The following is a 26,828-nucleotide window of genomic DNA, read 5'->3' on the forward strand; positions in this document are numbered from 1 at the left end:
CCCGCCCGAACCCACCAGCGCCACCGACATGGCGGGGTCCGAGCGTGGGAGGGTCAGTCGCCCAGGGGGCTGGCGGAGACGGCGGCCACGCCCTCCAGGTAGCCGCGGGCCCGCTCGGCCTTCGGATAGCGCCCGACCAGCGCCCAGAACCGGGCGTTGTGGCTGGGCACGATGAGGTGGACCAGCTCGTGGAGCAGGACGTAGTCGATCACCCAGTCCGGCATGTCCTGGAGCCGGTGCGAGATGCGGATGGTGCGGTCAGCCGGGGTGCAGGAGCCCCAGCGGCCGTTCTGGTTGGTCACCCAGCGGACGCTGACCGGCACGGCCCGGGTGCCGTGGTCGGGCAGGTAGAGCGCGATCAGTCGGCTGGCTCGGCCGAGCAGTTCCTCGTCGGAGCGGGCGAGCCGCCCCTCCCGCGCCTCCAGCCGGGCCAGCATCCGGTCGACCCACTCGCTCTCCTCGGCCCGGGAGAACTGGTCGGGGATGAGCACCACGACGCGTTCCCCGTCGCGGTAGGCGGACACCGTGCGTCGCCGGCGCTGGCTGCGCCGTACCTCGACGACCGGCTTCCGCGCGCCTGCCATCAGCGGGCCGCGCGGCCTCGGAATGCTGTCACGAAGGAAAGCTAATGGGTACTGACCAGGGGTCCGCAAGGGTCAACACCACGACACGCGCCCAGAAAGTCATGGTTGGTGCCGGCTAGTCCCGAAAAAAATCCTTGCGGACCGTCACCGCGCGGCCCCACCCGCCGTCGCGCGGCGGCGGTCGACCGGGTCGCGTCCTCCTCGGCACACCGTAGGTGATCGCGTCGCCGGCGACCCCCTCGGGGGCCACCTGCGGGGCATCTGTAGGGGTTCACCCGGCGTGTCCCCGCCAAACTGACTTATCCGACCTAATTCGGCATGCACACTCTCGACGTCGACTTGCTCACAGTGGCGAAGCACAGCTGACATGGAACCCCCCACACCTGGGTAGGGTCCGCGGACTAGCGGTCACGAGGGTGGCCGCGGAGAAGACCCAGCGCCGGCGCCCCCCGTGGCCCGCCGCCGGGCGACCCCGCCGGAACCGGATTGACCGGCGGAAGAGACGAGGAGGGCACCGTGGCCGACCAGGCCCAGACCTACAACGGTTACTGCGTCAAGTGCAAGGAGAAGCGGGACTTCGAGGGTCGCATCGAGGTCTCGAAGACCGGGATGAACATGGCCAAGGGCAAGTGTCCGGTGTGCGGCACAACAGTGAACCGCATCCTGGGCAAGGCGAAAGTCTGACCGTACGTACCGGTCCGGGGGAGGGGTGGCGACGGCCGGCCCTCCCCCGTCGCGTCGGCGGGGCCTTCCGTCGCGTCGCGTCGGCGGGCCCGGGGACGGGTCGGGTCGGGTCGGCGGGTCCGGGGACGGGTCGGGTGAGGTGTCGGCTGCCCGACACAGGTTACCGGCCGGTTGTGGATAACCCGGCAAATCCTGTGGACAGCCCTGGACAGGGCGGTGCCCACCTGTGGACAACGATCGACGGACAGCAGGGAAGCGGTCACGATTCGTCGTCATGAGCCCTGCCGCGCTGCCCCGCCCCGCCCTGCTTCCCGGCCTGACCCGTCTCTGGCGGAACCGGCACACCCTCCAGCTCGGGCTGGAGCCGGGCCGCGCCGTCCTGGTCGAGGTGGCCCATCCCCGCGCCGTCCGGGTGCTCGACCTGCTCGACGGCACCCGCAGCGAGCGCATGGTCCTGGCGCACGCCGCCGAGGTCGACGTACCGCCCGACGAGGCGCGCGGGCTGCTCGACGCGCTGCGCGGCGCCGGGCTGGTCGTACCCGCGCACACCCTGCTGCCCCGCGACCTGGCCGGCCCGGCGCGCAGCCGGCTCGCCGCGGAGGCCCGGGCGCTCGCCCTGTCCGCGCGCGCCCTGCCCGGGACGCCCGCCCAGGTGCTGCGGCGGCGCCGTGCCGCTCGCGTGCTGGTCACCGGCGGCGGCCGGCTCGGCGCGCCGGTCGCCGTGGCGCTCGCCCAGGCCGGGATCGGGCACGTCGATCCGGACCTGTCCGGGCCGGTACGCCCGGCGGACCTGGTCGGCACGGGCCTGGCCGCCGCCGACCTGGGCCGCCCGCTCGCCTCGGCGGTCCGCGCCGCGGTGCACCGGGCCGCCCCCGGCACCGCCACCCACCCGCTGCGGCGGGTCCGCCCGGACCTGGTGGTCCGGCTGGGCGTCGACCGGCCGGCGGCGCTGCTCGCGGCCGGATTCGCCCAGCGCCGCCAGCCGCACCTGCTGCTCGGCCTGTGGGAGGGGGTGCCCGTGGTCGGCCCGCTGGTGCGCCCGCCGGCCGGCCCGTGCCTGAACTGCGTCGACCTGCACCGCGCCGACCGGGACCCGGACTGGCCGGCGCTGGCCGCCCAGCTCGCCGCCGACGCCGGGGACCAGCCGTGCGGTACGGCGACCCTGCTCGCCGCGGTCGCGTACGCCGCCGCGGAGGCCCTGACCCACCTCGACGGCGGCGCGCCGGAGACGCTGGGCTGCGCGGTGGAGGTCACCGCCCCGGGGCGGCTGCGTCGGCGTACCTGGCCGCCCCACCCGTCCTGCCGGTGCGCGGGCCGGCGCTCGTGACGGCCCCGAACGCGGGCACGGCGGACCCAGCCAGGCCGGCGAGCAGCCGCGAGGCCCCCGAGTCGGTAACAATGGCCGGGTGACCGACATCCCGCGCCGGGCCGTCTCCCGGACCGCCAAGCTCGCCGCTCTGCCGCTCGGCTTCGCCGGTCGGACCGTCCTCGGCATGGGTAAGCGCGTCACGGGCCTCGCCTCCGACGTGATTTCCGCCGAGATCCAGCAGCGCACCGCCGAGCAGCTGTTCAGCGTGCTGGGCCAGCTCAAGGGCGGGGCGATGAAGTTCGGTCAGGCGCTGTCGGTCTTCGAGGCGGCCCTGCCGGAGGAGATCGCCGCCCCCTACCGCCAGGCCCTCACCAAGCTCCAGGAGGCGGCCCCGCCGCTGCCCGCCGCCACCGTGCACAGGGTGCTCGCCGAGCAACTGGGCCCGGACTGGCGAAACTTCTTCGTCTCCTTCGACGACAAACCGGCCGCTGCGGCCAGCATCGGGCAGGTGCACCGGGCGGTGTGGCGGGACCCGGACGGCATTCCGCGCGACGCGGCCGTCAAGATCCAGTATCCGGGCGCGGGCGACGCGCTGCTCGCCGACCTGAAGCAGCTCTCCCGGCTCGGCGGCATGTTCCGGGCGTTCCAGCCCGGGCTGGACGTCAAGCCGCTCCTGGCCGAGCTGCGGGAACGGATCACCGAGGAGCTGGACTACGAACTGGAGGCCGAGTCGCAGCGGGCCTTCGGCACGGCGTACGCGGACGATCCGGAGATCTTCATCCCGGCGGTGCTCGCGGCGACCCCCCGGATCCTGGTCACCGAGTGGGTCGAGGGCGTACCGCTGGCCGACATCATCCGCGAGGGCACCGAGGAGCAGCGCGACGAGGCCGGTCGGCTGATGGCGATCCTGCACCTGTCGGCACCGATGCGCGCCGGCCTGCTGCATGCCGACCCGCACCCGGGCAACTTCCGGCTGCTGGCCGACGGACGGCTCGGCGTCATCGACTTCGGCGCGGTGGCCCGAATGCCCGAGGGGACGCCCGAGCCGATCGGCCGGTTGGCCGGGCTGGCGCTGCGCGGCGAGGCGGACGCGGTCGTCGAGGGGCTGCGCGAGGAGGGCTTCGTCAGCGGGACGGAGCCGATCGACGCCCAGGCCGTGCTGGACTACGTCCGGCCGATGCTCGACCCGGTGGCCACCGAGGAGTTCCGCTTCACCCGGGCCTGGCTGCGGGCCGAGGCGGCCCGGCTGGCCAGCCCGCGGTCGCCGGCGTACCAGTTGGGGCGGCAGCTCAACCTGCCCCCGTCGTACCTGCTGATCCACCGGGTGACGCTCGGCTCGATCGGCGTGCTCTGCCAGCTGAACGCCAAGGCGCCGTACCGCGCGATCCTGGAGCGCTGGCTGCCGGGCTTCGCCCCGGTGGGCTGACCGAGAGAACCGGTGGGCCGACGGAGAGAACCGGCGGGCCGAGCCGGGAGGACCGGCGGGCCGGTCCGCGAACGAACGGGCCGGCCCGGTGAAGCGACGCGGGGGCGCGCCGGCCGGTCGGCCGGCGTGCCCCCGCGCGTGTCGTGGTTCGGTTACAGGACGCCCAGGTCGCGGGCCGCTCGGGTGCGGCCGCTCGCGGCGACGGTACGGGCGGATCGGGTTGCCTCAGTGCTCGTGGTGGTGCCAGCCTGAGGCCGGGGCATTCGGGCCCGGGACAACGCTTCGTTGAGTAGTTGCATCTCGACGGCTCCGTTGGGCAGGTGCAGCATCTCTCTCAGCTTTCTCGCGGCCGGTGTGGCACCGGCGGGGTCGTACGGATCGGGGTTGTCAGGCAGCCAGCCGGACCGCGTTGCGCTTCTGGGACAGCCCACTGGCTGCCAGGCGCGCCTCGGCCTCGACCTTCAGCGCGGCGTCACGCGCGACGTCCTCCTTGCGCGGACGGCCCCGGGGCCGCTTGCGCGGGACGACCGCGCCACGCTCGAAGATCTCGCCGCCCCAGACGCCCCAGGGCTCGGCCCGCTCGACCGCGCCAGCGAGGCACTCGACGCGCAGCGGGCAGTCCCCGCAGAGCGACTTGGCCAGCTCGAGCTCGGTGGGCGAGTCGGAGAACCACAGGTCGGGGTCGAACTTCCGGCAGGGCAGGTTCGCCTCCAGCTCGACGCTCACGTCGAGAGGGGCCAACGCCAGACTCATCTCCCGGTCACCTCTCTCTCACTTCGATCTCGTGGATCGGATTTCCGACGTACTTCGACGGGACAAAAACTGAGGCCGCGGATCCCGGTGTGCGGGTTCCGCGGCCTCGAGGTGAGCCGGTGGCCTGATGATCAGACCGGTCTACCTCGAGGTGGAACGCCGCGGACATCCGTGCGCTTGTTGGCGCCGCCGATGCCCATGCCCGTGAAGCCGCTGGTCCCCTCGATTCCGCTCGGTGCGGTCGCGAGGATCAGCTCGGCCTGATCCTGGACCTGGTGCACCTGCGGAACCGACGGTCGGGCGGCAAGGGCCACCCGGACAGCCGACAGTGGAGCGAAGGCGGCAGGTAGCGCCGCCGGACGCTCATAGGTGAAGATCTCCATCGGTGCCACCCCCCTCACGTTCCTCGAAAGCCGACTGGTCCCGCACCCCGTGAGCAGCGCGAATGGCGCCGCTCGCGTGGTGTGTCCTGAGGCTATTCCTCGCCCGGGGGCGAGGGCAAACGAATTTACGGCTCGATTTTGAAAGTTTTCTCCGGGCAGACGTCGTCGACCGCCGCGCCCCCCACCAGGGCCAGCACCGGCTCGCCGTACAGGCCGAGCTTGCGGGGCCCGATCCCGGCGATCGCGATCAGCTCCTCGGGCCGGGCGGGCCGCCGTTCCGCCAGCGCGGTGATGGTGGCGTCGGTGAACACCACGTACGCCGGGACCTTCTGCGCGCCGGCCACCCGGGCCCGCCACTCGCGCAGCCGCTCGTACAGGTCCTGATCGATGTCGGACGGGCAGGTGGGGCAGCGGCCCAGCTTGCGGTCCGGGCCGGCGAGCAGGGTCGCGCCGCAGATCCGGCAGGAGACGACCTGCGGGCGGCGGCGCTCCCCGCGCCGGGCGACCGCCGCCGCGCCGGCCCGCTCCGTCCCGCCGCCGGTGCGGTCGAGCTGGGGCAGGAACCGGGAGGGCCGCCGGGCCCGCCCGCCCGGCGAGCGGGCCACCGCGTACGACAGCCAGAGCCACTCGCGGGCCCGGGTGATCCCGACGTAGAGCAGCCGACGCTCCTCCTCGACCTGGTCGGGCGTGCGCGCGTACGACGTGGGCAGGGTGCCCTCGGAGAGGCCGACGAGGAACACCGCGTCCCACTCCAGGCCCTTCGCGGAGTGCAGTGACGCCAGGGTCACCCCCTCCACCGTCGGCACGTGCTGGGCGGCGGCCCGCCGGGCCAGTTCCTCGTTGAAGTCGGCCAGGGTCACCGGGCGCTCCACGGCGGCGGCCTCGCCGATCGGCAGCACCGGTGCCTGCCTTTCGCTCGCGACTGCGGGGCTCGCAAGCTCACTCCTCGCGCTCGCCGACGGCGTGGCCGCGTACTCCTCGGCGAGCTGGACCAGCGCGGCGAGGGCCTCCCAGCGCTCCCGGGCGGCCCCGCCCGCCGGGGCGGTGTCCGGCGCCCAGCCGACCGCCGACAGCCCCTCCACCACGGCGTCCCGCAGCGGGGTCTCCCCCGGGATCGCGCGGGTCGCGGCCCGCAGCGCCACCATCGCCTGGCGCACCTCGGCCCGCTCGAAGAACCGCTCGGCGCCCTGCACCACGTACGGCACCTCGGCCTCGGTGAGCGCCTTCTCGTACGCCTCGGACTGCGCGTTGGTGCGGAACAGCACGGCGATCTCCCGGGCCGGGGTGCCGCCGTCGACCAGGGCCCGGCAGCGGGCCGCCACGGCGGCGGCCTCGGCCGGCTCGTCGGTGAAGATCCGCAGCTCGGGCTCCGGGCCGGGCGGGCGTTGGCCCCGCAACTCCAGCCGCAACCGCGCCTCGGTGCCCCGGGCCTGGGAGATCACCGCGTTGGCCAGCCCGACCACCTGCGGGGTGGACCGGTAGTCGCGGACCAGCCGGACCACCGTCGCGTCGCGGTGCCGGCGCGGGAAGTCGACCAGGTACGCCGAGGTGGCCCCGGTGAACGAGTAGATGGTCTGGCTGGCGTCGCCGACGACGGTCAGGTCGTTGCGGCCGCCGAGCCACGCCTCCAGCAGCCGCTGCTGCAGCGGGTTGACGTCCTGGTACTCGTCGACCACGAAGTGCCGGTACTGGGCGCGGACCTGCTCGGCGACGTCCGGGTGCTCCTCGATGCCCCACACCGCCGCGCGCAGCATGTCCTCGAAGTCGATCACCCCGTTGGCCCGCTTGAGCCGCTCGTACGCCGTGAAGACCTCGGCCACCTTCGCGGGCTCGTGCGGCGTCTCGCGCAGCGCCTTGGCCGCCGCGACGACGTACTCTCCCGGCTCGACCAGGGACGACTTGGCCCACTCGATCTCCCCGGCCAGGTCCCGGGCGGCGGCCCGGTCGGTCCGCAGCCCGGCCCGGGCGGCGGCCAGGGTGACCAGGCGGACCTTGCTGTCCAGCAGTTCCGGCATGGCCCGCCCCTGGAGCAGGCGCGGGGCGAAGTAGCGCACCTGACGCAGGGCGGCGGCGTGGAACGTGCGCGCCTGCACACCGGCCACCCCCAGCGCGGTGAGCCGGCTGCGCATCTCGGCGGCGGCCCGGGCGGTGAAGGTCACCGCGAGCACGTGCCGGGGGGAGACCTGGCCGGTGAGCGCCCGGTGGGCGATCCGCGAGGTGATCGCCCTGGTCTTGCCGGTGCCGGCGCCGGCGAGGATGCACACCGGGCCGGCCGGGGCGGTCACCGCGGAGCGCTGCTCCGGGTCGAGCCCGGCGAGCACCCGCTCCGCCGCTGAGTGAACCCCCACAGCGTGGAATCATGTCAGCTCCGGCCGATGTTGCAGCGGTTAGCCTGGCCTGACTGGCCGGGGCGCACGGATCTTGGAGGACCAGATCATGTTGACGATGTATTCCACGCCGTGGTGCGGCTACTGCCACCGGCTCAAGTCGCAGCTCGACCGGGAGGGCATCGCGTACGAGGTGGTCGACATCGAGCAGGACACGAAGGCGGCGGAGTTCGTGATGAGCGTCAACGGCGGCAACCAGACCGTCCCGACGCTGCGTTTCGCCGACGGGAGCGCCCTGACCAATCCGTCCATCACCCAGGTCAAGCAGCACCTCGCGGGTCTCGCGAGCTGACCACCGGCCCCCGCTCGGGGGCGCGCGCACGGGGGAGGCGCGCACGCACACGTTCCCGCGAAGAGTGGCCGTCCCGCCCGGGTCGGCCACTCTTCCCGTTCCGCCCCTGGGCGCGCGGGGACGGGACGGGGGCGGACAACCGGCGACCGCGCCAGAGGAAGGCGCCCGCGGCGGTGGTAGCCACGCCGACCAGCACGAAGAGCAGGCGGTAGTCGAACACGCCGACGAGCAGCGCGCCGCCACCGATGGAGACCGCCTGCGGCCCGCTGACCACGGCCTCCGAGGCCGCCGCCACCCGGCCCAGCAGGCCGGCCGGGGTGCGCCGCTGGATGAGGGTGTTCAACCCCACCATGATCAGCGGCAGCGAGAGCCCGGCCAACAGCAGCGCCGCGACCCCGAGCCAGAGCCGGGGGTACGCCAGCGCGAGCGCGGCCGGGCCGAACAGCATCACCCCGGCGGCCAGCACCCCGACCTCACCGGCGCGGCGCACCAGGTCGGCGGAGAGCAGCCCGCCGACCAGCCCGCCGACGCCCTGCACGGCCACCAGCACGCCGACGAACGCGGCGTCGCGGCGCAGCCCCTGGTCGACGTACGCGAAGATCAGCGACTCGGTGAAGCCCATCACCAGCGAGCCGAGCCCGTAGCCCAGCAGCGCCCGGCGCAGCGCGGGCTCGCCGACCAGGTGCCGCAGCCCCGCCCCCAGCTCGGCGGGCCAGCGCAGGTCGGCGCCGGCCGGCGGCGTCTCGGGCACCCGGAGCAGGGCGACCACGGCGGCGGCCGTACCGAACCCGGTCATCGCCAGCGCGGCGAGCAGCCAGCCGCCGACCGCGGCGTACAGCGCGGCCCCGGCGAGCGGGCCGACGAGCCGCAGGGCCTGCCGCACCGTCTGCAGCGCACCGTTGGCGTCCGCGAGCAGCTCGCCGGGGACGAGCTGCCGGATCAGCCCGCTGAGCAGGGCGCTCACCGTCAGGTACGACAGCCCGTACAGCGCCGCGACCACGTAGACGAGCCAGACGTCGCCGCTGTCGGAGATCGTGAACAGCGGCGTGAGCAGGGCGGCGGTGGCCAGGTTCGCGGCGACGAAGAGGGGCCTCCGGGGGTACCGGTCGACCGCCCAGCCGACCAGCGGCGCGAGCACCATCGGCGCGACGATCGCGAAGATGGTGGCCCCGGCCAGCCCGTCGGAGCCGGTCAGGTCCTTCACCCAGATCGCGAGGGCGAGCAGCAGGATCGACTCGGCGGCCATGCTGGCCACCAGCGCGCCGAACAACAGGCGGAAGTCGGGGCGGCGCAGGACGGTGCGCATCGGATTCCTCTCCCAGTAGGGCCGGCCGTGCCGCTCGCGCGGCACGCAGGGTCCCAGTAGGGCCGTGCCGCTCGCGCGGCACGCAGGGTCCCAGTAGGGCCGTGCGCGGCGCGGCACGCGGGTCCAAGTGAGGCCGCGCCACCTGCTCGGCCAGCTCTTTTCTGCGAGACACGCGCCCGCCGGGGACTTCCCACATCGGCCGTGACGTCCATACTGACCGTGGGGGGCGAATTTCATACAGTTACCGTCGTGTCTCGCGACGGTTGACGGAGAAGAGGACACCGTGCCTCCTGCCGGACCGAGCCCGATCCTGCGTCGCCGCAGGTTGGGCACCGAGCTACGCCGACTGCGCGAGGCCGCCGGTCTCACCGGGGAACAGGTCATCGAGCGGATCGGCTGGGCCTCCGCATCCAAACTGTCCCGACTGGAGAACGGCCGCAGCCGACCCGACCCGGACGACGTGGCCAGCCTGCTCGACCTGTACGACGCCCCCACCGAACTGCACGAGGAGCTGCTCGGCATCACCCGCGAGGCCGGCGACATGCGCGGCTGGCTGAAGCGCTACCCGGTGATGACCCAGCAGCAGCGCAGCTTCGCCGAGCTGGAGGCGGGGTGCGCGGAGATCCGGGAGTACAACCCCGTCCTGGTCCCCGGCCTGTTGCAGACCCCCGGGTACGCCCGGCTGCGGATCGTCTCCGCCCGTCTCGTCGAGTCCGGTGCGGGCGACACGGAGCCCGGCGACGCCCCGGAGACCGAGGTGGCCGCCCGGCTGGCCCGCCAGTCGCTGCTGACCCGGCCCGACGCGCCGCGCTACACGGCGGTGCTGGAGGAGGCGGCCCTGGGCCGGCGGGCCGGCCCGCCGGAGGTGCTCCGGGAGCAGTTGGTGCAGCTGTGCGAGCTGGCCATGCTGCCGAACGTCACCCTGCGCCTGCTGCCGTGGGACACGCCGGTCGGCGAGTGGTACCTCCCCCCGACCGCGTTCTCGGTCTACCGGTTCGCCGACCCCCTCGATCCGGAGACGCTGGCGATCGAAGGTGGCTTCACCAACGCCATGTCAACCGAGGCAAACGCCCTAAATAGCTATAAAGTGGTGTTCGAGTGGCTATGCTCGGCGGCGCTCTCCGCATCGGACACCCTCTCCTGGCTCGTCGAGGCGACGGGGCGGCTGCCCGGGACGGCAGGCCCGTCCACGGCGGCCCACGGGCCGGCAACGGCGCCGACCCAACGCCGCCGGCAGTCCGGACGCCTGACGGATCGGTGATCGCACCCCGGGACCCGCCCCGGCCGGGCGTACGGCGCGCCACTCGTTCCATCGGAACAGTTCCAGTCAGGAGCAGACCATGAACGAAATCCGCAACACACCGTCCGCCCTCGCCCGGCAGCTCGCCGACGCGCCGTGGCGGACGAGCACCCGCAGCCAGACCTCCAACTGCGTCGAGGTGGCCCCGCTGAGCGAGGGCCCCGCCGCGGTCGCCCTGCGCGACAGCAAGGACCGCGGCGGCCCGGTGCTGCTGTTCGACCGGGCCGGTTGGCACGGGTTCATCGCCGGCACGAAGGCGGGGCAGTTCGACCTGAGCTGATCCCCTGACCCGTACGGGGCCGTCGGCGGGCGCCGGCGGCCCCTCGTCTGTCCGGGACACGACACCGCTGACCAGGCATCATCCGATCAGGCAAGCCTTCGAATCAATCGTCGTGTTTCACTTGCTGGAACGATGCCCGGGCGTAACATGTCGAAAGAGTGACGTGGAACTTCCACTGAGTACCCGTCCGACACGATCGCATCCGGAGACACCCATGCGGTTCCTGATCGTTCGTACCGACATCCGCGCCGCCGCCGACGCCGACCTCGCGGCCGCCTGGGCCGGCGGCGGCCGGCTGCGGGACGAGACGACCGCGCCGGAGCCGCGCCGCCAGGTCGTCCACGCCGAGGACCGGGAGGCCGCCCTGCTCCTGGCCCGGGCCCTGGCCACGGTGGGCGCGGTCCGCCGCGGTCGCCAACGGGTCAAGGTGCTCCCGCTCGACGACCCCGGCGAGCAGCACCGGGACGCCTCCGGCGACTGACCCGTCCACCGCCGCTGGGCACGCCCCGGCGACCCGTCCGCCCGACGCCGGCGGGAGCATCCGGCGACAGCTCCGCCCAACCGCCGCCGGAAGCGCCCGGCGACAGCTCCATCCACGAGCGTCCGTCCTGCTCGGCCGGCTCCCCCGCCGCGTTGTTCGCCTCACCCGATCAGGACGGCCCGGGTTCCCGGCCCGGCACCGTCGCGGCAACGGCGGTTCCGGGCCGGGGCCGCCCCGCCGGCCGCCCGCCCGCCCGGGCCGCAGGCCCACGCGTCCGCCCGCCCGGTCGGCGGTCCCGACCGGCCCGCCGACTCAGTGCTCGCAGGGCTCCACCCAGCCGTCCAGCCAACGGTGCACCAGGAAAAGGGCGATCGACGACGGCGGCGGCAGGACGAGCCGGTCGCCCGCCCCCACGTCCACCGCCCGCCCGGCCAGCGCCGCGCCGACCTCCCGTCGGGTGAACCACCGGGCGTGCGCGATCTCGGCCGGGTCGACGCGCACCGGGTGCTCCGGGTCGGCCCGGGCGAGGAAGCCCAGCATCAGCGAGCCGGGGAACGGCCAGGACTGGCTGCCGGCGTACACGAGCCGTTCCACCGGCACGCCGACCTCCTCGCGGACCTCGCGGAGCACGGCGGCCTCGGCCGACTCCCCGGGCTCGACGTAGCCGGCCAGGCAGGAGTAGCGGCGCCGCCCCGGGGCGCTCGGCCAGGTGGCGTTGTTGCCGAGCAGGCAGCGGCCCTCGGGGCCGGGCACCCCGTCGTGCACCAGCACGATCATCGCCGGGTCGGTACGCGGCCAGACCCGCTCCCCGGTCGGCGCGACCCTGGACCACCCGCCCTCGTCCGCCCGCGTCGGTTCCCCCGTGGCGGAGGAGTAGCCGTGCCCGCCGTGCCAGTTGGTCAGGGCCAGCGCGGTCGTGAAGATACCGGCGTCCCGGTCGGGCAGCAGGTGTCCGACCTCGCGCAGGCCCGCCGCCCGGGTGTCCGGCAGCTCCGGCAGCGGGGCGTCCACCGCGAAGACCGGAACGTCGTCGGCCTCGACGCCGAGGAACATCGGCACCGCGCGAGGGTCCCGCGGCACGTCGGCGGGGCCGACGAGCACCAACTCCGGCCGGGGGCCGACCCGGACCAGGGCCCGCCCCTCCCTGGCCGAGTCGAGCACCAGCACCCGCGCCCGTTCCCACGCCTCGGCCAGCCAGCCCGGGTCGGTACGCCGGTGCGCCGCCCGATTCAGGGTGGACCGGGCCAGCGGCGGCGTGGTCTCCCCGCTCACTCCGTCCCGACCGGCTCGGTGCGCACGGGGACGAGGGCGGACAACGCGGGCGCGACCCGCTCGGCGTCGCCCAGCACGACGGTGACCGCCTGCGCCGGGGCGAGGTAGCGCTGCGCCGCCTCGGCCACGTCGTCGGCGGTGGCCTTCGCCAGCCGCGCCGCGTGCTCGGCGAGGAAGTCCAGGCGCAGCCCGTTGCCGGCGTACGCGCTGACCAGCGACGCCAGCCCGGCCTGCGTGGACATGCCGAGCTGGAGGGTGCCGAGGGCGTACTGCCGGGCCTGCTCCAGCTCGTCCGGCTTCGGCGGCAGCGTCGCGAGCCGGCCCAGCTCGTACATCGTCTCCAGCAGCGCCGGCGCGGTGACCTCGGTGGCCACCTCGGCGGCGGCGACCAGCACCGACCCCGCCACCGAGTGCTCGACCAGCGAGTGCGGCCCGTAGGTGTACCCCTTGTCCTCGCGGATGTTCTCCACCCAGCGGGACGAGAAGTAGCCGCCGAACACCAGGTTCGCCAGTTGCAGCGCCGCGTGGTCGGGGTGGGTGCGCGGCACCGCCGGCAGCGCGACCCGCAGCGACGACTGCACCGAGCCGGGCCGGTCGACCAGCAGCAGCGGGCCGGGCTCCAGCGGCGGGGCGGGCGGCAGCTCGGCGGTGTGGCCCGCCCCGGTCCAGGCCCCGAGGGCCTTCTCCGCGGCGTCCAGCGCCCGCTCCGGCTGCACGTCACCGACCAGCACCAGCACGGCGTCGGCCGGATGCACCCGCTCGGCGTGCAGCCGGCGCAACACCGCCGGCCCGACCGCGCGAACCTGTTCCGGCTCCGGGGTCTGCACGGCGTACGGGTGCCGGCCGTAGATCCGCTTCAGCAGGGCGGTACGGGCCAGGTGGGCCGGCTGGCTCTGCGCCACCTGGATCCGGTCGACCAGCCGGTCCCGCTCGGTGCCCACCTCCTTGCCCGGGTACGCCGCCCCGGTCAGCACCTCGGCCAGGATCTCCAGCATCCGGTCCAGGCCGGTGACCAGGCCGGCGCCGGAGAGCATCAGCCGGTCCGGGTCGATGCCGGCGGAGAGCCCGCCGCCGACGGCCTGCAGCTCGGCGGCGATCTGCACGCTGGTCATGGTCTGCGTGCCCGAGAGCATGGTCTGCGCGAGCAGCGCGCCCCGGGCCAGGTGGGTCCGGCCGGCCGGCATCCACAGCCGCACCTCGACCAGGGGGATCGCCGGGCGGCGCACCGCGATGACGGTGAGCCCGTTGGCGAGGGTGCGTTCGGCCTGCTTCGGCAGCTTCAGCCTGCGGTTCGGCCCGAGCGGCGGCAGTGGCCGCGGCGAGGGCGGGGCGGTCACGCTCAACGGGCACCTCCGGCGATGACCTCGATGGACGCGCGGCGCTGGGGCCGCAGGGTGGCGGCGGCGGAGCGTACCTGCTCCTCGGTGACCTCCCCGACCAGCCGGGGCAGGTCGTTGAGCAGGCCCGGCTCGCCGCGCTGCTGCTCCAGCACGGCCATCCGCAGCGCCCGGCCGAGCACCGCGTCGGTGTCGCGCAGCAGGTGGGTGGCCATCCTGGCCTGGGTGCGGGCCAGCTCGCCGGCCGTGAGGCCGTCGGTGGCCAGCCGGTCCAGCTCCTCGTCGATCGTGCGCAGCACCTTGTCCACGTCGCCGCCGGGCGGCAGGTGCGACTGGAGCAGCAGCGCGGTCGGGTCGCGCACGTCGAACGGGTCGCCCATGAAGCCGACGTACCCGCCGATGCTGGTCACCGTGCGGTCCCGGTGGACCAGCCGCTCGACCAGGCGGGACGCGTCGCCGTCGGTGAGCACCTCGGCGAGCACCACGTACGGCAGGTAGCCGGCGAAGTCGGTGATCGGGTCGGGCACCCGCCAGGCGGAGGCCACCGCGGGCAGCGGGGCCAGCGCGTCGGTGTACGCCTGACGCCGCTCGGCGGTCAGGTCGGGCTCGCCGAAGTCGGGCCGCTCGGGCGCGGGCCGGGCGGGCACGTCCCCGAAGTGCCGCCCGATCAGCTCCGTCGCCTCGGCCACGTCGATGTCCCCGCTGACGGCGAGGACGGCGTTGCCGCTGGCGTAGTAGCGGCGGAAGAAGTCCGCGGCGTCGGCGACGGTCGCCGACTCCAGGTCGTCGAACGAGCCGTAGCCGTCGTGCGCGTTCGGGAAGGTGTCGAACATGACCGGCGGCAGGGTCAGCCAGGGGAACCCGCCGTACGGCCGGTTCAGCACGTTGACCCGGATCTCCTCCTTGACCACGTCGACCTGGTTGCGCAGGTTCTCCTCGGTCAGCCGCGGGCCGCGCATCCGGTCGGCCTCCAGGAACAGCGCCCGCTCCAGCGCGTTCGCCGGCAGGGTCTCGAAGTAGTCGGTGTAGTCGTGGTGGGTGGAGCCGTTGAAGGTGCCGCCGGCGCCCTGCACGTGCCGGAAGTGGGCCAGCTTCTCCAGGTTCTCCGAGCCCTGGAACATCAGGTGCTCGAAGAGGTGTGCGAAGCCCGTGCGCCCCTCCGGCTCGGAGCGGATGCCGACGTCGTAGACCACCGCGACCCCGATCACCGGGGCGCTGCGGTCGGGGGTGAGCACGACCCGCAGGCCGTTGTCGAGGGTGAACCGCTCGACCGGGTACTTCGTCGCTGGAATTCTCGATCTCCGCGCCGCCACGGAGATGACCCTAGCGCCTCGGCCCCGCCGGCACCCGTGACCTCTCGCAGCCTGCGTCGACGCCGCTCGTGCGGGCGCGCCGCGCGCCGCCACATATCCCATCAAGAAGGCAGGAGAAAGCGGAATATTCGACGGCCCATGTCCCGGCATGTGGATGGGCCTTGACGCAGCCCGAGCCCTGCCCCAGTCTTCCTACCAACTAAGTAGGAATACTGTAGATTGGACGAGCGATATGAGACGCCTCCCCTTCCGCCGGTTGGCCTCCCTGGCCACCCTCGCCGTGGTGGGCACGGCGGCCCTGGGCACCACCGCCGCCTGCGGCGCCGACGACGCCGCCTCGGGCGGCTCCGGCCCGGTGACGCTGCGGCTCGGCTACTTCCCCAACATCACCCACGCCCCGGCGGTGGTCGGCGTGGAGAAGGGCATCTTCGCCGAGAAGCTGGGCAACAGCGCCAAGCTGGAGACGAAGACCTTCAACGCCGGCCCGGCGGCGATCGAGGCGGTCTTCTCCGGCGCGCTCGACGCCACGTACATCGGTCCGAACCCGACGGTGAACGCCTACTCGAAGTCCAAGGGCGAGGCGGTCCGGGTCGTCGCCGGCGCCGCCTCCGGCGGCGTGGCGCTGGTGGTCAAGCCCGACATCACCTCGGTCGAGCAGCTGCGCGGCAAGAAGATCGCCACCCCGCAGCTCGGCAACACCCAGGACGTCGCCCTGCGCTACTGGCTCAAGGAGAAGGGCCTGACCACCACCAAGGAGGGCGGCGGCGACGTCAAGGTGGTCCCGCAGGAGAACGCCCAGACCGTGGAGACGTTCAACAGCGGCGCGATCGACGGCGCCTGGGTGCCCGAGCCGTTCGTCTCCCGGCTGGTCAACGCCGGCGGCAAGGTGCTCGTCGACGAGCGGGACCTGTGGCCGGACAAGAAGTTCGTCATCACCAACCTGATCGTCTCCACCAAGTTCCTCAAGGCCCACCCCGACGTGGTGAAGAAGCTGGTCGAGGGCCAGGTCGCGGCGAACGAGTTCGTCAACACCAGGCCGGACGAGTCCCAGCAGGCCATCTCCGACCACATCGGCAAGATCACCGGCAAGCCGCTCGACGTGAAGCTGATCAAGCAGGCGTGGCCGACGCTGGAGTTCACCAACGACCCGATCGCCTCGTCGCTGAAGACCGGCCTGGACCACGCGGTCGCGGTCGGGCTGACCCAGCCGGTCAGCCTCGACGGGCTCTACGACCTGACGTACCTCAACGAGGTGCTCAAGGCCCAGGGCAAGGCCGAGGTCACGCAACCATGACGTCGACCGCGACGGCGCCGCGCGGCGCGACCGGCTCGGTCGCGCTGCGCGGCGTGACCAAGGTGTACGGGCAGGGCGGCAACGCCGTCCTCGCCCTGGACGGGGTCTCCCTCGACGTCGAGCCGGGCGAGTTCGTCTGCCTCGTCGGCGCGTCCGGGTGCGGCAAGAGCACCCTGCTCAACCTGGTCGCCGGCCTCGACCGGCCCAGCGGCGGGCAGATCGAGCTGGGCGAGGGGGTGGAGCCGGGGCTGATGTTCCAGGAGGCGGCGCTGTTCCCGTGGCTCACCGTCGAGGGCAACGTCGACGTGCCGCTGAAGCTGCGCCGGCTGCCCCGCGCCGCACGCCGGGAGCGGATCGCCGAGCTGCTGCGTACGGTGCACCTGGCCGACTTCGGCCGCAAGCGGCCGCACCAGCTCTCCGGCGGCATGCGGCAGCGGGTCGCCCTGGCCCGCACCCTCGCCCTGGACACCCCGGTGTTGCTGATGGACGAGCCGTTCGGCGCGCTCGACGCGATGACCCGCGACATCCTGCACGACGAGCTGGAGCGGATCTGGTCCGAGCGGCGTCTCACCGTGCTCTTCGTCACCCACAACGTCCGCGAGGCGGCCCGGCTCGCCGACCGGATCGTCCTGCTGTCCAGCCGCCCCGGCCGGATCATCTACTCCACCCGGGTCGACGTGCCCCGGCCGCGCCGCATCGACTCTCCCGAGATCGCGGCCATCGCCGCCGAGGTCACCGACCGGCTGCGTACGGAGGTGGGCCGCCATGGCCAGTGACACCATCACCGGCACCCCGCGGGCCGACGCCGAGATCTCCGGGCTCGACGCGCTCGAGATCGCCGGCCGGCAGAAGACGACCTCCCGGGCCACCACGATCTGGGCCGCGACCTGGCCCAAGCTGGCCGCGCTCGCCATCGCCGTCGCAGCCTGGCAGGCCGTGGTGTGGGCCGAGGTCTGGCCGCCGTACTCGCTGCCCGGGCCGGCCACCGTCGGGCAGGAACTGCTCCGCCAGGCCAGCGGGCCGCAGCTCTGGGAGGGCATGGCCACCACCCTGCGCCGCGCCGCGGTCGGGTACGTCTTCTCGGTCGGCGTCGGCCTGCTCCTCGGGCTCGCCGTCGCCCGGTCCCGGGTGCTGCGGGCGGCCATCGGCTCGATGATCACCGCGTTGCAGACCATGCCGTCGATCGCCTGGTTCCCGCTGGCGATCCTCCTGTTCGAGCTGAGCGAGAAGGCCATCTTCTTCGTCGTGGTGCTCGGCGCGGCCCCGTCCATCGCCAACGGGGTGATCAGCGGCGTCGACTACGTACCGCCGCTGCTGCTACGCGCCGGACGCAACGTCGGCGCGCGGGGCCTGAACCTCTACCGGTACGTCGTCGCCCCGGCGGCGTTGCCCGCCATCGTCGCCGGACTCAAGCAGGGCTGGGCCTTCTCCTGGCGCAGCCTGATGGCCGGCGAGCTGATCGTGGTCGGCATCTCCAGCACCTCGCTGGGGGCGCAGCTGACGTACTCCCGGGAACTGTCGGACGCGCCATGGCTGCTCTCCACGATGATCGTCATCCTCGTGGTGGGTCTGCTCGTCGACGCCGCGTTCGGGGCCGCCGACCAGGCGATCCGGCGCCGCTGGGGCGTGCTGGACCAGGCCGGGCAGTGACGCCGTGTACGTCTCCGCGCGCAACGAGTACGCGCTCCGGGCCATGCTCGCCGTCGCCGCCGCCTCGGCGGGGGCCGGGGCGGGCGGGAACGACGGCAGCGCGCGGGTCGGCGCCGGCCCGGAGGCGGGCGGCGAGCTGGTCAAGGCGGCCGCCCTGGCGGAGAGCCAGGACATCCCGCTGAGCTTCCTCCAGGGCATCCTGCTCGACCTGCGCCGGGCCGGGCTGCTGCACAGCCACCGGGGCAACGAGGGCGGCTACACCCTGGCCCGCCCGGCCGACTCGATCAGCGTCGGCGACGTGCTCCGCGCGGTCGGCGGGTCGCTCACCTCGGTGCGCGGCCAGCCGGCGGGGTCCGCCGGCTACCACGGGGCGGCCGTCGGCCTGCGCGACGTCTGGCTGGCCGTGGACGGGGCGATCGCCCTGGTGGTCGACCGGACCAGCCTGGCCGACCTGCTCGTCCACGAGGCCCGACCCACGGCCTGACGGCACCGTCGGCTCGGCTGGCGCCCGAGAAGGACTGGCCGGCCGGTGGGCGCGAGGCCGCCGGCTCAGCCGGCGGCCCTGTCCGTCACCGGGACGACACGGCCGCGAAGGTCGCCGCCGTCCGGCCCGTCCGGGTGGTGGAGCCCCACCACCCCGGACGGCGGCCGGGCGCCCCGGCCCGGGTGCCACGGCGTGAGGGCCGCGACCATGGCCAGCAGCAGTCCCGCCCCCGCGACCGCCAGCACCATCAGCAGTTCACGCACCGCCCCCGACTCGGCGTCGCCGGCCATCGTCACCCCTCCCGCGCGGCCGGCCCCCGCCGGCCCGTGCTCCCCCGCGGCAAGCATCGATCACGCGAACGGCCCGGGCCAGTCGTCGATCGGACCCTTTTCGTGCCCGATTTCCGACTCGGTCCGGCACCGGAAAGGCGTGCGGCCGGCCCGCCGCGCGATGGGGCGGGCCGGCCGCGTCGTCACGCCCGCACGGGCGCGACGCGTTCCCGGCGTACGGGTGCCAGCTGGTTCAGAGCGGGCGGATGTTCTCCGCCTGCGGGCCCTTCTGGCCCTGGGTCACGTCGAACTCGACCCGCTGGTTCTCGTCCAGGCTGCGGTAACCGGAGCTCTGGATCGCCGAGAAGTGGGCGAAGACGTCGGCGCCGCCGTCGTCCGGGGTGATGAAGCCGAAGCCCTTGTCAGCGTTGAACCACTTGACGGTGCCAATTGCCATGTGTTTCGTCTCCTTGACGGAACGTTTCCGGTCCGCACCTGTTGCGGGCCGGAGGGGAAGCGCGCCACGGGTGGCGCACCTGTCGCTGGTGGTCGCCCCGCCCGGAGAACTCCGGAAACAACAAAGAGCGCCTGGGGCCATAATCCGCCAGGCGCACACGAAGTCTCTGGGAACCACAACTGCAACCTGGACAACATATCACGGATCTCGTCGAGGGGGCAGTGTCACCGGGCCTCCGGGATCCCGGTGATCAGGGCGGTCAGCCCGTCGACGTCGAGCAGGTCCGCCGGCCGGACCGTCACCCCGTCCCGCACGTAGTGGAAGGCCGCCCCGACCCGGTCCACGGGCACCCCGGCCAGCTCTGCCCACGCCAGCCGGTAGACGGCGAGCTGCACGGCCGCCGCCTCGGCCGCCGCCCCGGCCGGCTGCCGCCCGGTCTTCCAGTCGACCACGTCGAACCGCCCCCCGGTGCGGGCGAAGACGGCGTCCATCCGACCGCGCACGACCACCCCGGCGAGCACCGTGGCGAACGGCACCTCCACCTCCACCGGCACCCGGTCGGCCCACTCGCTGGCCAGGAAGCGCGCCTGCAGGTCCGCCAACTCCTCGTCGCCGGCCTCGGCGTCGGCCGCCCCGGGCAGCTCGTCCACGTCGAGCAGCCGATCCGCGCCGAAGCGCTGCTCCAGCCAGGTGTGGAACGCCGTGCCCCGGCGGGCGTACGGGTTGGGCTCGGTCGGCATCGGGCGGCGCAGCGTACGGGCCAGCTCCTCCGGGTCGCGGCGCAGCGCCACCAGCTGGGTGACCGAGAGCTGGCCGGGCAGCGCCACCTCGACGGACCCCACGCCGGCGGTCAGCTCGGCCCGCTCGGCGAGCAGCAGATCGGCCTCCCGCCGCCACCGCGCCACCTCCGGGTCCGCGTCCGCCGGGTCGGCCGCCGGCCCCCCGACCGCCGGCGCGGCACCGGCGTCGACCCCATCGACCGCCCGCCCGACGTCGACCCCCTCGACCGCCGCACCGGCGTCGGTGTCGGCCCGGTCGACCGCCGGCCCGGCGTCGGTCCGGTCGACCGCCGGCCCGGCGTCGGTCCGGTCGACCCTGGGCTCGCCGGGCAGGGGCGCGCGGGCGACCGCCGGGCCCTCGGCGAGGAACCGGCGGACCAGCGCGGCGGCCTCGGCCAGCGCCGGGCGGCGCCCGCCCAGCGGGTCGGCCGGCCACTCGGCGCGCAGCACCACCTCGGTGGTCGGGTTCGTCGCGTCCCCCGCCGGCTCCGGCGCCCAGTGGTCGACCAGGTGCCCGTCGCCGCCGTCGAGGCAGGCGTCGTGCACCTCGCGCAGGAACACCGACGGGCCGCGCGGGCGCTTCGTCCTCTCCCCCCACCAGTAGCCGGAGCAGAGCAGCAGCCGCCGGGGCCGGGTCACCGCGACGTACGCCAGCCGGCGCTCCTCCCGCTCGTCGTGCGCCCGCCACGCGTCGGTGAAGTCGGCCAGCGCCCGGGCCACGCCGCGCTGGTCCGCGGCGTCGGCCAGGCCCAGCTCGGGCAGGCCGTCGGCGTCGCCGCGCAGCGGGAACGGCAGCACCCCCAGCCCGCCCAGCCAGTGGTCGGAGTTGCGCACCGGGCCCGGCCACACCCCCCGGCTCAGGCCGGCGACCGCGACCACGTCCCACTCCAGACCCTTGGCGGCGTGCGCGGTGAGGATCTGCACGGCGCCCTCCACCACCTCCACCTCGCCCGGGGCGAGGCCGCGTTCCTCGTCCTCGGCCGCGGCGAGGTAGGCCAGGAAGCCCGACAGGGTGGCCCCCGGGGACTCGCCGGTGAACCGGGCCGCCACGTCGCCGAGGGCGTCCAGGTGGCCCCGGGCCAGGCCGGCGTCGCCGGTGCCGTCCCGGCCCGCCCGCACCGCGACCTCCACGTCCAGGCCGATGGTGCGCTCGACGTCCGCGATCAGTTCCGGCAGCGTCTGGTCCAGCCGGTGCCTCAGCAGGGCCAGCTCCTCGGCGTACGCGCGCAGCCGCGCGTAGCCCTCCGCCGAGTACGCCTGCGCCGGCCCGAGGTCGGCCAGCGCCTCGACCAGGGTGGCCTCGTCGAGCAGGTCCACGGCGATCTCGGGCTCGTTACCGGCGGCGAGCTGCCGGCGGCCGGCGGCGATCGCCCGGGCCCGCCGGTGCAGGGCCACCAGGTCGCGCGGCCCGATCCGCCAGCGCGCCCCGGTGAGCAGCCGCAGCAGCGCCGCCCCGTCGGTCGGGTCGGCCAGCACCCGCAGGGTGCACACGACGTCGCGTACCTCGGGGGTGTCCAGCAGGCCGCCCAGCCCGACGACCTCGACCGGCAGGCCCCGGGCGCGCAGCGCCGCCGCGATCGCCGGGATCTGGCTGCGCAGCCGGACCAGCACGGCGGTGGTGGGCCGCTGCGGCACCGGGATGTGCTCGGGCAGCGCCCCCGGCATGCGGGCCGCGCCCCGCCAGGCGGCCAGCACGCCGTCGGCGATCCAGTCCGCCTCGTCGGCGTACGTCGGCAGCAGCGCGCAGTGGACGGTGCCGGCGGCCAGGCCGCCCGGCGTGCGGTGCGGGATCGGGTCCTGCACGCTCAACGCGGCGCGCAGCTCGGGCACCCGGGCGCCGGCCGCCCGCAGCGGCGTGGCCAGGGCGTTCGCCACCCCCAGGATCTCGGGGCGGTTGCGCCAGCTCGTGGTGAGGCCCAGCACCTCGGCCGGCGCCCCGTCGGCGCGGGCGAACTCGGCGGGGAAGCGGTCCAGGGTGCCGGCGCTGGCCCCGCGCCAGCCGTAGATCGACTGGCAGGGGTCGCCGACCGCCGTCACCGGGTGGCCGCCGCCGAACAGGGCGTTGAGCAGCACCACCTGGGCGTGGCTGGTGTCCTGGTACTCGTCGAGCAGCACCACCCGGAACCGGTCCCGCTCGATCGCGCCGACCGCCGGGTGGTCCCGGGCCACCCGGGCCGCCCGGGCGAGCTGGTCGGCGAAGTCCATCGCCTCGAAGTCCTCCTTGCGCCGGGCGTACGCGCGGACCAGCGGGAGCAGCTTCAGCCGGGTCTGCTGCAGCTGCAACGCCTTCCGCACGTCGGCGTACACCCGGCCGGGGCGGGCCTGTACCTCGGCGAAGAACCGGCCCGTCCAGGCGGCCAGCCCGTCGGGGTCGACCAGGTGCTCGTCCAGCTCGCCGGCCAGGGCCAGCACCGCGTCGGTGATGGTGCTCGGCATCCGGTCGACGCCGGACATGTCGCCGTCGTAGTTGCGCACCAGCAGGTCCACGAGCTGCCAGCGGGACGCCTCGGTGAGCAGCCGGGTCGACGGCTCGTACCCGGCGCGCAGGCCGTGCTCGGTGACGATCCGCCCGGCGTACGAGTGGTAGGTGGAGACGGTCGGCTCGCCCGCGAACGGGTCGTCCCCCGGGTCCCGCCCGCGCCGCCCGAGCCGGCGCACCAGCTGGTCCAGCCGGGTACGCACCCGGTGCGCCAGCTCACCGGCCGCCTTGCGGGTGAACGTGAGCCCGAGGACCTGCTCGGGTCGCACGTACGCGTTGGCGACCAGCCAGACCACCCGGGCCGCCATCGTCTCGGTCTTGCCCGACCCGGCGCCCGCGACCACCAGCAGCGGTTCGACCGGCGCGGCGATGATCGCGGCCTGCTCCCGGGTGGGTGCCGGCAGCCGGAGCAGGCGGGCCAGCTCGACCGGGGTGTACCGGGGGCCGGAGTCGGCCGTCCGGGGTGCCGGGGTCGAGCTGCCGAACAGGGTGGGCTGGGTCATGCTCCCGTCTTCGTTCGCGCCTGCGGGGCTGCTGATTTCTCCGGACCGGTCACGGCTGCTCCGGCCGGCGGGTGGTCGGCGGCTCGACGACTTGGCGCCCCTGCCCGGACACCGGGCAGCTCGTGCGCACCGGGCAGACCCGGCACTTGGAGTTGGCGACCGCGGCGAAGGTGGCGGCGGCCATCGTATCGGCGGTGCGCCGGACCAGCGCCGTCGCCCAGCCCGCCTCCGGCCCCTGCCCGGCCGCCGGTTGGCTCTGCTCCTTCGCGTCCTTCGCCGCCGTGCCGAGCTGCACCAGGGCCGCGCCGCCGGACTCGTCCCCGAACTCGGTGAACGCGCCCGCCTCCACCGCCGCCTGGTACGCCCCGAGCTGCGGGTGCTCGGCCACCTCGGGCTCGGTGACGGCCGTGGACCGGCCGGTCTTCAGGTCGACCACCACCAGCCGCCCGTCGGCGTCCACCTCCAGCCGGTCCACCCGCCCGGTCAGCTCGACGGGTCGGTGCGGGTCGTCCAGGCGTACCGCGAACTCGTGCTCGATGGCGAGCAGCCGGCGCGGGTTGGCGGCCAGCCAGCGCAGCAGCTTGTCCACCATGGTCTCGGCGCGGGCCCGCTCCGGGCCGACCATCCACCGGGCGGCCAGCTCGATCGCGTCGAACCGGGCGGCCACGTACTCCAGCAGGGCCGAGCGGTCGGCGCTGGCGTCCTCGGCGAGCATCGCGGCGGCGTGCACCAGGTTGCCGACCCCCTGCGCGGCGCTGGCCGGCGCGCTGCCGCCGTGCCGCTCCAGCAGCCAGCGCAGGCTGCACCGCAGGGCGCTCTCCATCGCCGACGGGGTGACCCGGACCGGCTTCCCCTCGTCGACCAGCGGCCGGTCGTCCGACAGGGCCCGCAGCCCCCACCAGTCGTCCGGATGCGCGCCGGGGACTCCGGCGGCGGCGAGGCGGGCCAGCTCGGCCGCCGCCGCGCGCCGCCGGTGGTGCGGCGCCGCCGGGTCGGCCACCACGGTACGCAGTTCGGCGACCAGCGCCGGCAGGGTCAACGCCCGGGGCGCCCCGGCCACCGGCAGGGTGACCGGGCCACGTCCCGACCCGTCCTCCGGCCCGCTGTCCTCCGGGTCCTCGCTGCCGGGCGCTCCCGGGCCCGCCGGGCCGCCGGCCGGCCCGCTTCCGTTGCCGCGGTCGGTGCCGTCCGGCCCTCCCCCGACCTTCGGGTGACCGCCGTCCGCGCCGGCCGGGCCGTCGCCCCCGCTCGGGCCGCCGTCCCCGGTCGGGCCGTTCCCGGCCGGGGCGTCGTCCCCGGTCGCGTCCGGCGGCTCGGTGGGGTCCAGTTCGTAGAGGAACCGGCTGGGCTGCTCCTCGTGGTCGTCGCCGCCGACCGCCGCCGAGGCGACCGCGCTGACCAGCAGCCGCCGCCGGGCACGGGTCACCGCGACGTGGAACAGGCGCCGCTCCTCGTCCAGCAGGGCGGAGGTCTGCCCGACCAGCACGGCCCGCCCGCCGTCGCCCTCCGCCCGGCCGGCGAGCACGTCCACCAGCCGCTCGGAGCCGAGCAGGCTGCCGCGCAGCCGCAGGTCCGGCCACACACCCTCCTGCACCCCCGCCACGGCCACCAGGTCCCACTCCAGCCCCTTCGCGGCGTGCGCGGTGAGCAGGCGTACCGCCTCGCCGCGGTCCGCTGCGGCGGCCAGGGTGTCCGCCGGCAGGTCCTGGCCGAGCACGTGGTCGAGGAAGACCTCGGTACGCGCGCCCGGGAGCCGGTCGGCGAACCGGGCCGCCGCGTCGAAGAGCACCAGCACGGCGTCCAGGTCCCGGTCGGCGGCCTCGGCCCGCCAGCGCCGCGCGATCTCGTGCTCGCCCGTCGCCGTCCGGCCCCGGGTGATCGCCCCGGCCCAGCGTTCGGCCAGTCCGCTGTCCCGCCACACCGCCCACAGCACGTCCTCGGCCGTGGCCCCCGGGCGGGCGGCGGCCTCACGGGCCGTGGCCAGCAGGCCGGCCACCGTCTGCGCCGGCTCGGCCCAGCGCCGGTCGATGCCGGCCAGCTCGGTCGGGTCGCGCAGCGCCTCCACGATCAGCTCCCCGGAGGGGCGGCGGTCCCCGCCGGCCAGGGCGAGGGCCCGCAGCCCCTGGCGCAGCCGCCGCTCCGCCAGGGGGTCGGCCCCGCCGAGCGGCGAGTGCAGCAACGCGACGGCCGCCTCCTCGTCGAGCCGCTCCGGCTCCAGTGTGCAGCGCAGCAGGAGCAGCAGCGGGGCCACCCCCGGCTGCAGGTGCAGCGGCAGGTCCTCGCCGTGCACCACGGTCGGTACCCCGGCGGTGTGCAGCGCCCGGCGCAGCGACGGCAGCTGCCGGTTGGTGGACCGGAGCAGCACGGCCATCCGCGACCACGGCACGCCGTCGAGCAGGTGCGCCGCCCGCAGCGCCTGGGCCAGCCAGGCGGCCTCGCCGGTCGCCGAGCGGAAGGTGCGCACCTCGACCGAGCCGGGCGGGGCGTCGGGCAGCGGGCGCAGCCGCCGGTGGGCGGACGGACCGCGCAACCGCGCCGTCAGCCGCCGCGTCGCCGCCAGCATCCCCGCCCCGGCCCGGTACGAGATGGTCAGCACGACCTGGGCGGCCGGCGCGCCGGAGGCGGTGCGGAACCGGTGCGGGAACGCGGTCCCCCCGGCCGGGTCGGCGCCCCGGAACGCGTACGTGGAGGAGTCCGGGTCCGCGAACGCGACCAGGGACTTGCCGCCGCCCGCCACGACGGCGAGCAGGTCGAGCTGGGCGGGGTCGGTGTCGGCCAACTCGTCGACGTAGACGTGGGCGAGGCGACGGCGCTCGGCCTCCAGCAGCTCGGGGTCGTCGAGCAGCAGCCCGGTGGCGGCCCGGACCAGCTCCGCCGGGTCGTACGCGATCGAGCCGCGGTTGCTCACGTCGCGCAGCGCCAGCACGGCGACGTACTCGCGGAGGAAGCGGGCGGCGGCCGGCCAGTCGGCGCGGCCCAGCTTCTCGCCGAGCCGGGCCAGCTCCACCGGACCCACGCCCCGCTCGGCGGCCCGCATCAGCAGGTCGCGCAGCTGTTGCGCGAACGCCCGGGTACGCAGGGCGGGGCGCAGGTCGTCCGGCCAGCCGACCGGGTCGTCCGCCGGTTCCTCGCCCACGGCGTCGAGCAGCTCGCGGATGATCAGATCCTGCTCGGGGCCGGTGAGCAGCCGCGGGGACGGCTCACCCCGCTCGGCGGCGGCCCGGCGCAGCAGGCCGAACGCGTACGCCGGAAACGTGCGTACCAGCGGCTCGCGCAGCACCCGGTGCCCGTCGCCGGCCACCCGGGCCTCGATCCGGCGGCGCAGCTCGGTGGCGCCCCGGCGGCCGAAGGTGAGCACCAGGATGCGCTCTGGGTCGACGCCCTCGGCCACCCGCGCCGCCACCGCCTCGACCAGGACGCTGGTCTTGCCGGTGCCCGGGCCGCCGAGCACCAGCATCGGCCCGTCGGTGTGCGCGACGATCTCGGCCTGCACCGGATCCGCCCGCCACCCGTCAGGGCGCAACCGGTCACCCCGCGCCGCGCGCTCCTGCGGCTGATCGGCCTGCCGCTGGCGCTCCTGCGGCTGATCGGCCTGCCGCTGGCGCTCCTGCGGCTGATCGGGTTGTGGCTGATCGGGCTGCGGCTGATCGGGCTGCGCGGCATCGCCGCCGGCCCCGTCGGGCCGCTGCTCCCCCCACGCCGGCTCTCCGGATCGGCCGTCCCCCCGGGCCGCCTCGGCAGACCGGCGCACCAGCCGGTACGCCTGCATTCCCCCATCCCACCACGCCCCTGCGACACCCACCCGC

23 protein-coding genes are annotated in these 26,828 nt (G+C 75.1%); 11 read left to right on the plus strand and 12 right to left on the minus strand.

Annotated features, from left to right (window positions below; genetic code table 11):
• Positions 1-53 precede the first annotated feature (53 nt).
• Positions 54-584 carry a M48 family metallopeptidase gene (locus ABGB16_RS28280; RefSeq protein ID WP_347671138.1) on the minus strand — a complete coding sequence of 177 codons (531 nt, stop codon included), beginning with the start codon at positions 582-584 and terminating at the stop codon, positions 54-56.
• A gap of 516 nt (positions 585-1,100) precedes the next feature.
• Here ABGB16_RS28280 and ABGB16_RS28285 point away from each other — a divergent pair.
• The 3 genes from ABGB16_RS28285 to ABGB16_RS28295 all read left to right on the plus strand — a co-directional run bounded on the left by ABGB16_RS28285 (position 1,101) and on the right by ABGB16_RS28295 (position 4,003).
• On the plus strand, positions 1,101-1,268 hold the full coding sequence (locus ABGB16_RS28285) for a DUF5679 domain-containing protein (protein WP_165945332.1): 168 nt from the start codon (positions 1,101-1,103) through the stop codon (positions 1,266-1,268).
• Between the two features lie 274 nt (positions 1,269-1,542).
• Positions 1,543-2,595, plus strand: coding sequence for a hypothetical protein (locus ABGB16_RS28290; RefSeq protein WP_347671139.1), 1,053 nt, complete (start codon positions 1,543-1,545; stop codon positions 2,593-2,595).
• A 79-nt stretch (positions 2,596-2,674) separates the two neighbouring features.
• Positions 2,675-4,003 (plus strand): AarF/ABC1/UbiB kinase family protein, encoded by a 1,329-nt coding sequence (locus ABGB16_RS28295; protein WP_347671140.1) that lies wholly within the window; start codon positions 2,675-2,677, stop codon positions 4,001-4,003.
• 387 nt (positions 4,004-4,390) lie between these two features.
• On the opposite strand, the gene ABGB16_RS28300 is transcribed toward ABGB16_RS28295, so the two are convergent.
• The 3 genes from ABGB16_RS28300 to ABGB16_RS28310 form a co-directional block, all read right to left on the minus strand.
• Complete coding sequence (locus ABGB16_RS28300; protein ID WP_347671141.1) at positions 4,391-4,756, minus strand: WhiB family transcriptional regulator; 366 nt, start codon at positions 4,754-4,756, stop codon at positions 4,391-4,393.
• A gap of 131 nt (positions 4,757-4,887) precedes the next feature.
• Positions 4,888-5,139 carry a hypothetical protein gene (locus ABGB16_RS28305; RefSeq protein WP_347671142.1) on the minus strand — a complete coding sequence of 84 codons (252 nt, stop codon included), beginning with the start codon at positions 5,137-5,139 and terminating at the stop codon, positions 4,888-4,890.
• Positions 5,140-5,264: 125 nt separating this feature from the next.
• Positions 5,265-7,487, minus strand: a complete 2,223-nt coding sequence (locus tag ABGB16_RS28310) for an ATP-dependent DNA helicase UvrD2 (protein WP_347671143.1) — start codon at positions 7,485-7,487, stop codon at positions 5,265-5,267.
• 88 nt (positions 7,488-7,575) lie between these two features.
• On the opposite strand from ABGB16_RS28310, the gene ABGB16_RS28315 reads away from it, so the two are divergent.
• The gene (locus ABGB16_RS28315) at positions 7,576-7,818 is read left to right on the plus strand and encodes a mycoredoxin (protein WP_347671144.1); all 243 of its coding nucleotides are present in this window, start codon (positions 7,576-7,578) and stop codon (positions 7,816-7,818) included.
• Here the strand turns inward: ABGB16_RS28315 and ABGB16_RS28320 are convergent.
• Entirely contained in the window at positions 7,787-9,124 is a 1,338-nt protein-coding gene (locus tag ABGB16_RS28320; protein WP_347671145.1) for an MFS transporter, read from the minus strand. The genes ABGB16_RS28315 and ABGB16_RS28320 overlap by 32 nt on opposite strands.
• A 283-nt stretch (positions 9,125-9,407) precedes the next feature.
• Between ABGB16_RS28320 and ABGB16_RS28325 the strand changes: the two genes are divergently transcribed.
• From ABGB16_RS28325 to ABGB16_RS28335, 3 genes are all read left to right on the plus strand, one after another.
• Positions 9,408-10,385 (plus strand): helix-turn-helix transcriptional regulator, encoded by a 978-nt coding sequence (locus ABGB16_RS28325; protein WP_347671146.1) that lies wholly within the window; start codon positions 9,408-9,410, stop codon positions 10,383-10,385.
• Positions 10,386-10,464: 79 nt separating this feature from the next.
• Positions 10,465-10,704: a DUF397 domain-containing protein gene (locus ABGB16_RS28330; RefSeq protein ID WP_347671147.1), complete on the plus strand. Its 240-nt coding sequence runs from the start codon at positions 10,465-10,467 to the stop codon at positions 10,702-10,704.
• 214 nt (positions 10,705-10,918) lie between these two features.
• Complete coding sequence (locus tag ABGB16_RS28335) at positions 10,919-11,185, plus strand: hypothetical protein (protein ID WP_347671148.1); 267 nt, start codon at positions 10,919-10,921, stop codon at positions 11,183-11,185.
• Between the two features lie 312 nt (positions 11,186-11,497).
• Here ABGB16_RS28335 and nudC read toward each other — a convergent pair whose 3' ends face one another.
• The 3 genes from nudC to ABGB16_RS28350 are packed head-to-tail and all read right to left on the minus strand — an operon-like array spanning position 11,498 to position 15,107.
• Positions 11,498-12,457, minus strand: coding sequence for an NAD(+) diphosphatase (nudC, locus tag ABGB16_RS28340; RefSeq protein WP_347671149.1), 960 nt, complete (start codon positions 12,455-12,457; stop codon positions 11,498-11,500).
• Positions 12,454-13,800 (minus strand): pitrilysin family protein, encoded by a 1,347-nt coding sequence (locus ABGB16_RS28345; RefSeq protein ID WP_347671150.1) that lies wholly within the window; start codon positions 13,798-13,800, stop codon positions 12,454-12,456. Before ABGB16_RS28345 ends, nudC begins: the two co-directional genes overlap by 4 nt.
• A complete protein-coding gene (locus ABGB16_RS28350; protein WP_347671151.1) occupies positions 13,797-15,107 on the minus strand; it encodes a pitrilysin family protein in 1,311 nt (436 codons plus the stop codon). The genes ABGB16_RS28345 and ABGB16_RS28350 overlap by 4 nt, the downstream gene beginning before the upstream one ends.
• A gap of 232 nt (positions 15,108-15,339) precedes the next feature.
• Between ABGB16_RS28350 and ABGB16_RS28355 the strand changes: the two genes are divergently transcribed.
• The 4 genes from ABGB16_RS28355 to ABGB16_RS28370 are packed head-to-tail and all read left to right on the plus strand — an operon-like array spanning position 15,340 to position 18,535.
• A complete protein-coding gene (locus ABGB16_RS28355; RefSeq protein ID WP_347671152.1) occupies positions 15,340-16,401 on the plus strand; it encodes an ABC transporter substrate-binding protein in 1,062 nt (353 codons plus the stop codon).
• Complete coding sequence (locus ABGB16_RS28360) at positions 16,398-17,177, plus strand: ABC transporter ATP-binding protein (RefSeq protein WP_347671153.1); 780 nt, start codon at positions 16,398-16,400, stop codon at positions 17,175-17,177. The genes ABGB16_RS28355 and ABGB16_RS28360 overlap by 4 nt, the downstream gene beginning before the upstream one ends.
• Positions 17,167-18,051, plus strand: a complete 885-nt coding sequence (locus tag ABGB16_RS28365; protein WP_347671154.1) for an ABC transporter permease — start codon at positions 17,167-17,169, stop codon at positions 18,049-18,051. The genes ABGB16_RS28360 and ABGB16_RS28365 overlap by 11 nt, the downstream gene beginning before the upstream one ends.
• Positions 18,052-18,055: 4 nt before the next feature.
• Positions 18,056-18,535: an Rrf2 family transcriptional regulator gene (locus ABGB16_RS28370; protein WP_347671155.1), complete on the plus strand. Its 480-nt coding sequence runs from the start codon at positions 18,056-18,058 to the stop codon at positions 18,533-18,535.
• Between the two features lie 65 nt (positions 18,536-18,600).
• Here ABGB16_RS28370 and ABGB16_RS28375 read toward each other — a convergent pair whose 3' ends face one another.
• The 4 genes from ABGB16_RS28375 to ABGB16_RS28390 form a co-directional block, all read right to left on the minus strand.
• Positions 18,601-18,825, minus strand: a complete 225-nt coding sequence (locus ABGB16_RS28375; protein WP_347671156.1) for a hypothetical protein — start codon at positions 18,823-18,825, stop codon at positions 18,601-18,603.
• 232 nt (positions 18,826-19,057) lie between these two features.
• Positions 19,058-19,261: a cold-shock protein gene (locus ABGB16_RS28380; protein WP_347671157.1), complete on the minus strand. Its 204-nt coding sequence runs from the start codon at positions 19,259-19,261 to the stop codon at positions 19,058-19,060.
• 224 nt (positions 19,262-19,485) lie between these two features.
• Entirely contained in the window at positions 19,486-23,022 is a 3,537-nt protein-coding gene (locus ABGB16_RS28385) for a UvrD-helicase domain-containing protein (protein WP_347671158.1), read from the minus strand.
• Between the two features lie 49 nt (positions 23,023-23,071).
• Positions 23,072-26,791 carry an ATP-dependent DNA helicase gene (locus ABGB16_RS28390; protein ID WP_347671159.1) on the minus strand — a complete coding sequence of 1,240 codons (3,720 nt, stop codon included), beginning with the start codon at positions 26,789-26,791 and terminating at the stop codon, positions 23,072-23,074.
• Positions 26,792-26,828 lie beyond the last annotated feature (37 nt).

The sequence above is a fragment of the Micromonospora sp. B11E3 genome (genome assembly GCF_039871625.1).
In the GTDB taxonomy this organism is placed as follows: domain Bacteria; phylum Actinomycetota; class Actinomycetes; order Mycobacteriales; family Micromonosporaceae; genus Micromonospora.

Coding starts and splice junctions, on each gene's coding strand:
- ABGB16_RS28330 (WP_347671147.1), top strand. CDS start 10,465: ATGAACGAAATCCGCAACACACCGTCCGCCCTCGCCCGGCAGCTCGCC.
- ABGB16_RS28360 (WP_347671153.1), top strand. CDS start 16,398: ATGACGTCGACCGCGACGGCGCCGCGCGGCGCGACCGGCTCGGTCGCG.
- ABGB16_RS28290 (WP_347671139.1), top strand. CDS start 1,543: ATGAGCCCTGCCGCGCTGCCCCGCCCCGCCCTGCTTCCCGGCCTGACC.
- ABGB16_RS28375 (WP_347671156.1), bottom strand. CDS start 18,825: ATGGCCGGCGACGCCGAGTCGGGGGCGGTGCGTGAACTGCTGATGGTG.
- ABGB16_RS28300 (WP_347671141.1), bottom strand. CDS start 4,756: ATGAGTCTGGCGTTGGCCCCTCTCGACGTGAGCGTCGAGCTGGAGGCG.
- ABGB16_RS28385 (WP_347671158.1), bottom strand. CDS start 23,022: ATGACCCAGCCCACCCTGTTCGGCAGCTCGACCCCGGCACCCCGGACG.
- ABGB16_RS28315 (WP_347671144.1), top strand. CDS start 7,576: ATGTTGACGATGTATTCCACGCCGTGGTGCGGCTACTGCCACCGGCTC.
- ABGB16_RS28335 (WP_347671148.1), top strand. CDS start 10,919: ATGCGGTTCCTGATCGTTCGTACCGACATCCGCGCCGCCGCCGACGCC.
- ABGB16_RS28365 (WP_347671154.1), top strand. CDS start 17,167: ATGGCCAGTGACACCATCACCGGCACCCCGCGGGCCGACGCCGAGATC.
- ABGB16_RS28320 (WP_347671145.1), bottom strand. CDS start 9,124: ATGCGCACCGTCCTGCGCCGCCCCGACTTCCGCCTGTTGTTCGGCGCG.
- ABGB16_RS28305 (WP_347671142.1), bottom strand. CDS start 5,139: ATGGAGATCTTCACCTATGAGCGTCCGGCGGCGCTACCTGCCGCCTTC.
- ABGB16_RS28390 (WP_347671159.1), bottom strand. CDS start 26,791: ATGCAGGCGTACCGGCTGGTGCGCCGGTCTGCCGAGGCGGCCCGGGGG.
- ABGB16_RS28280 (WP_347671138.1), bottom strand. CDS start 584: ATGGCAGGCGCGCGGAAGCCGGTCGTCGAGGTACGGCGCAGCCAGCGC.
- ABGB16_RS28380 (WP_347671157.1), bottom strand. CDS start 19,261: ATGGCAATTGGCACCGTCAAGTGGTTCAACGCTGACAAGGGCTTCGGC.
- ABGB16_RS28355 (WP_347671152.1), top strand. CDS start 15,340: ATGAGACGCCTCCCCTTCCGCCGGTTGGCCTCCCTGGCCACCCTCGCC.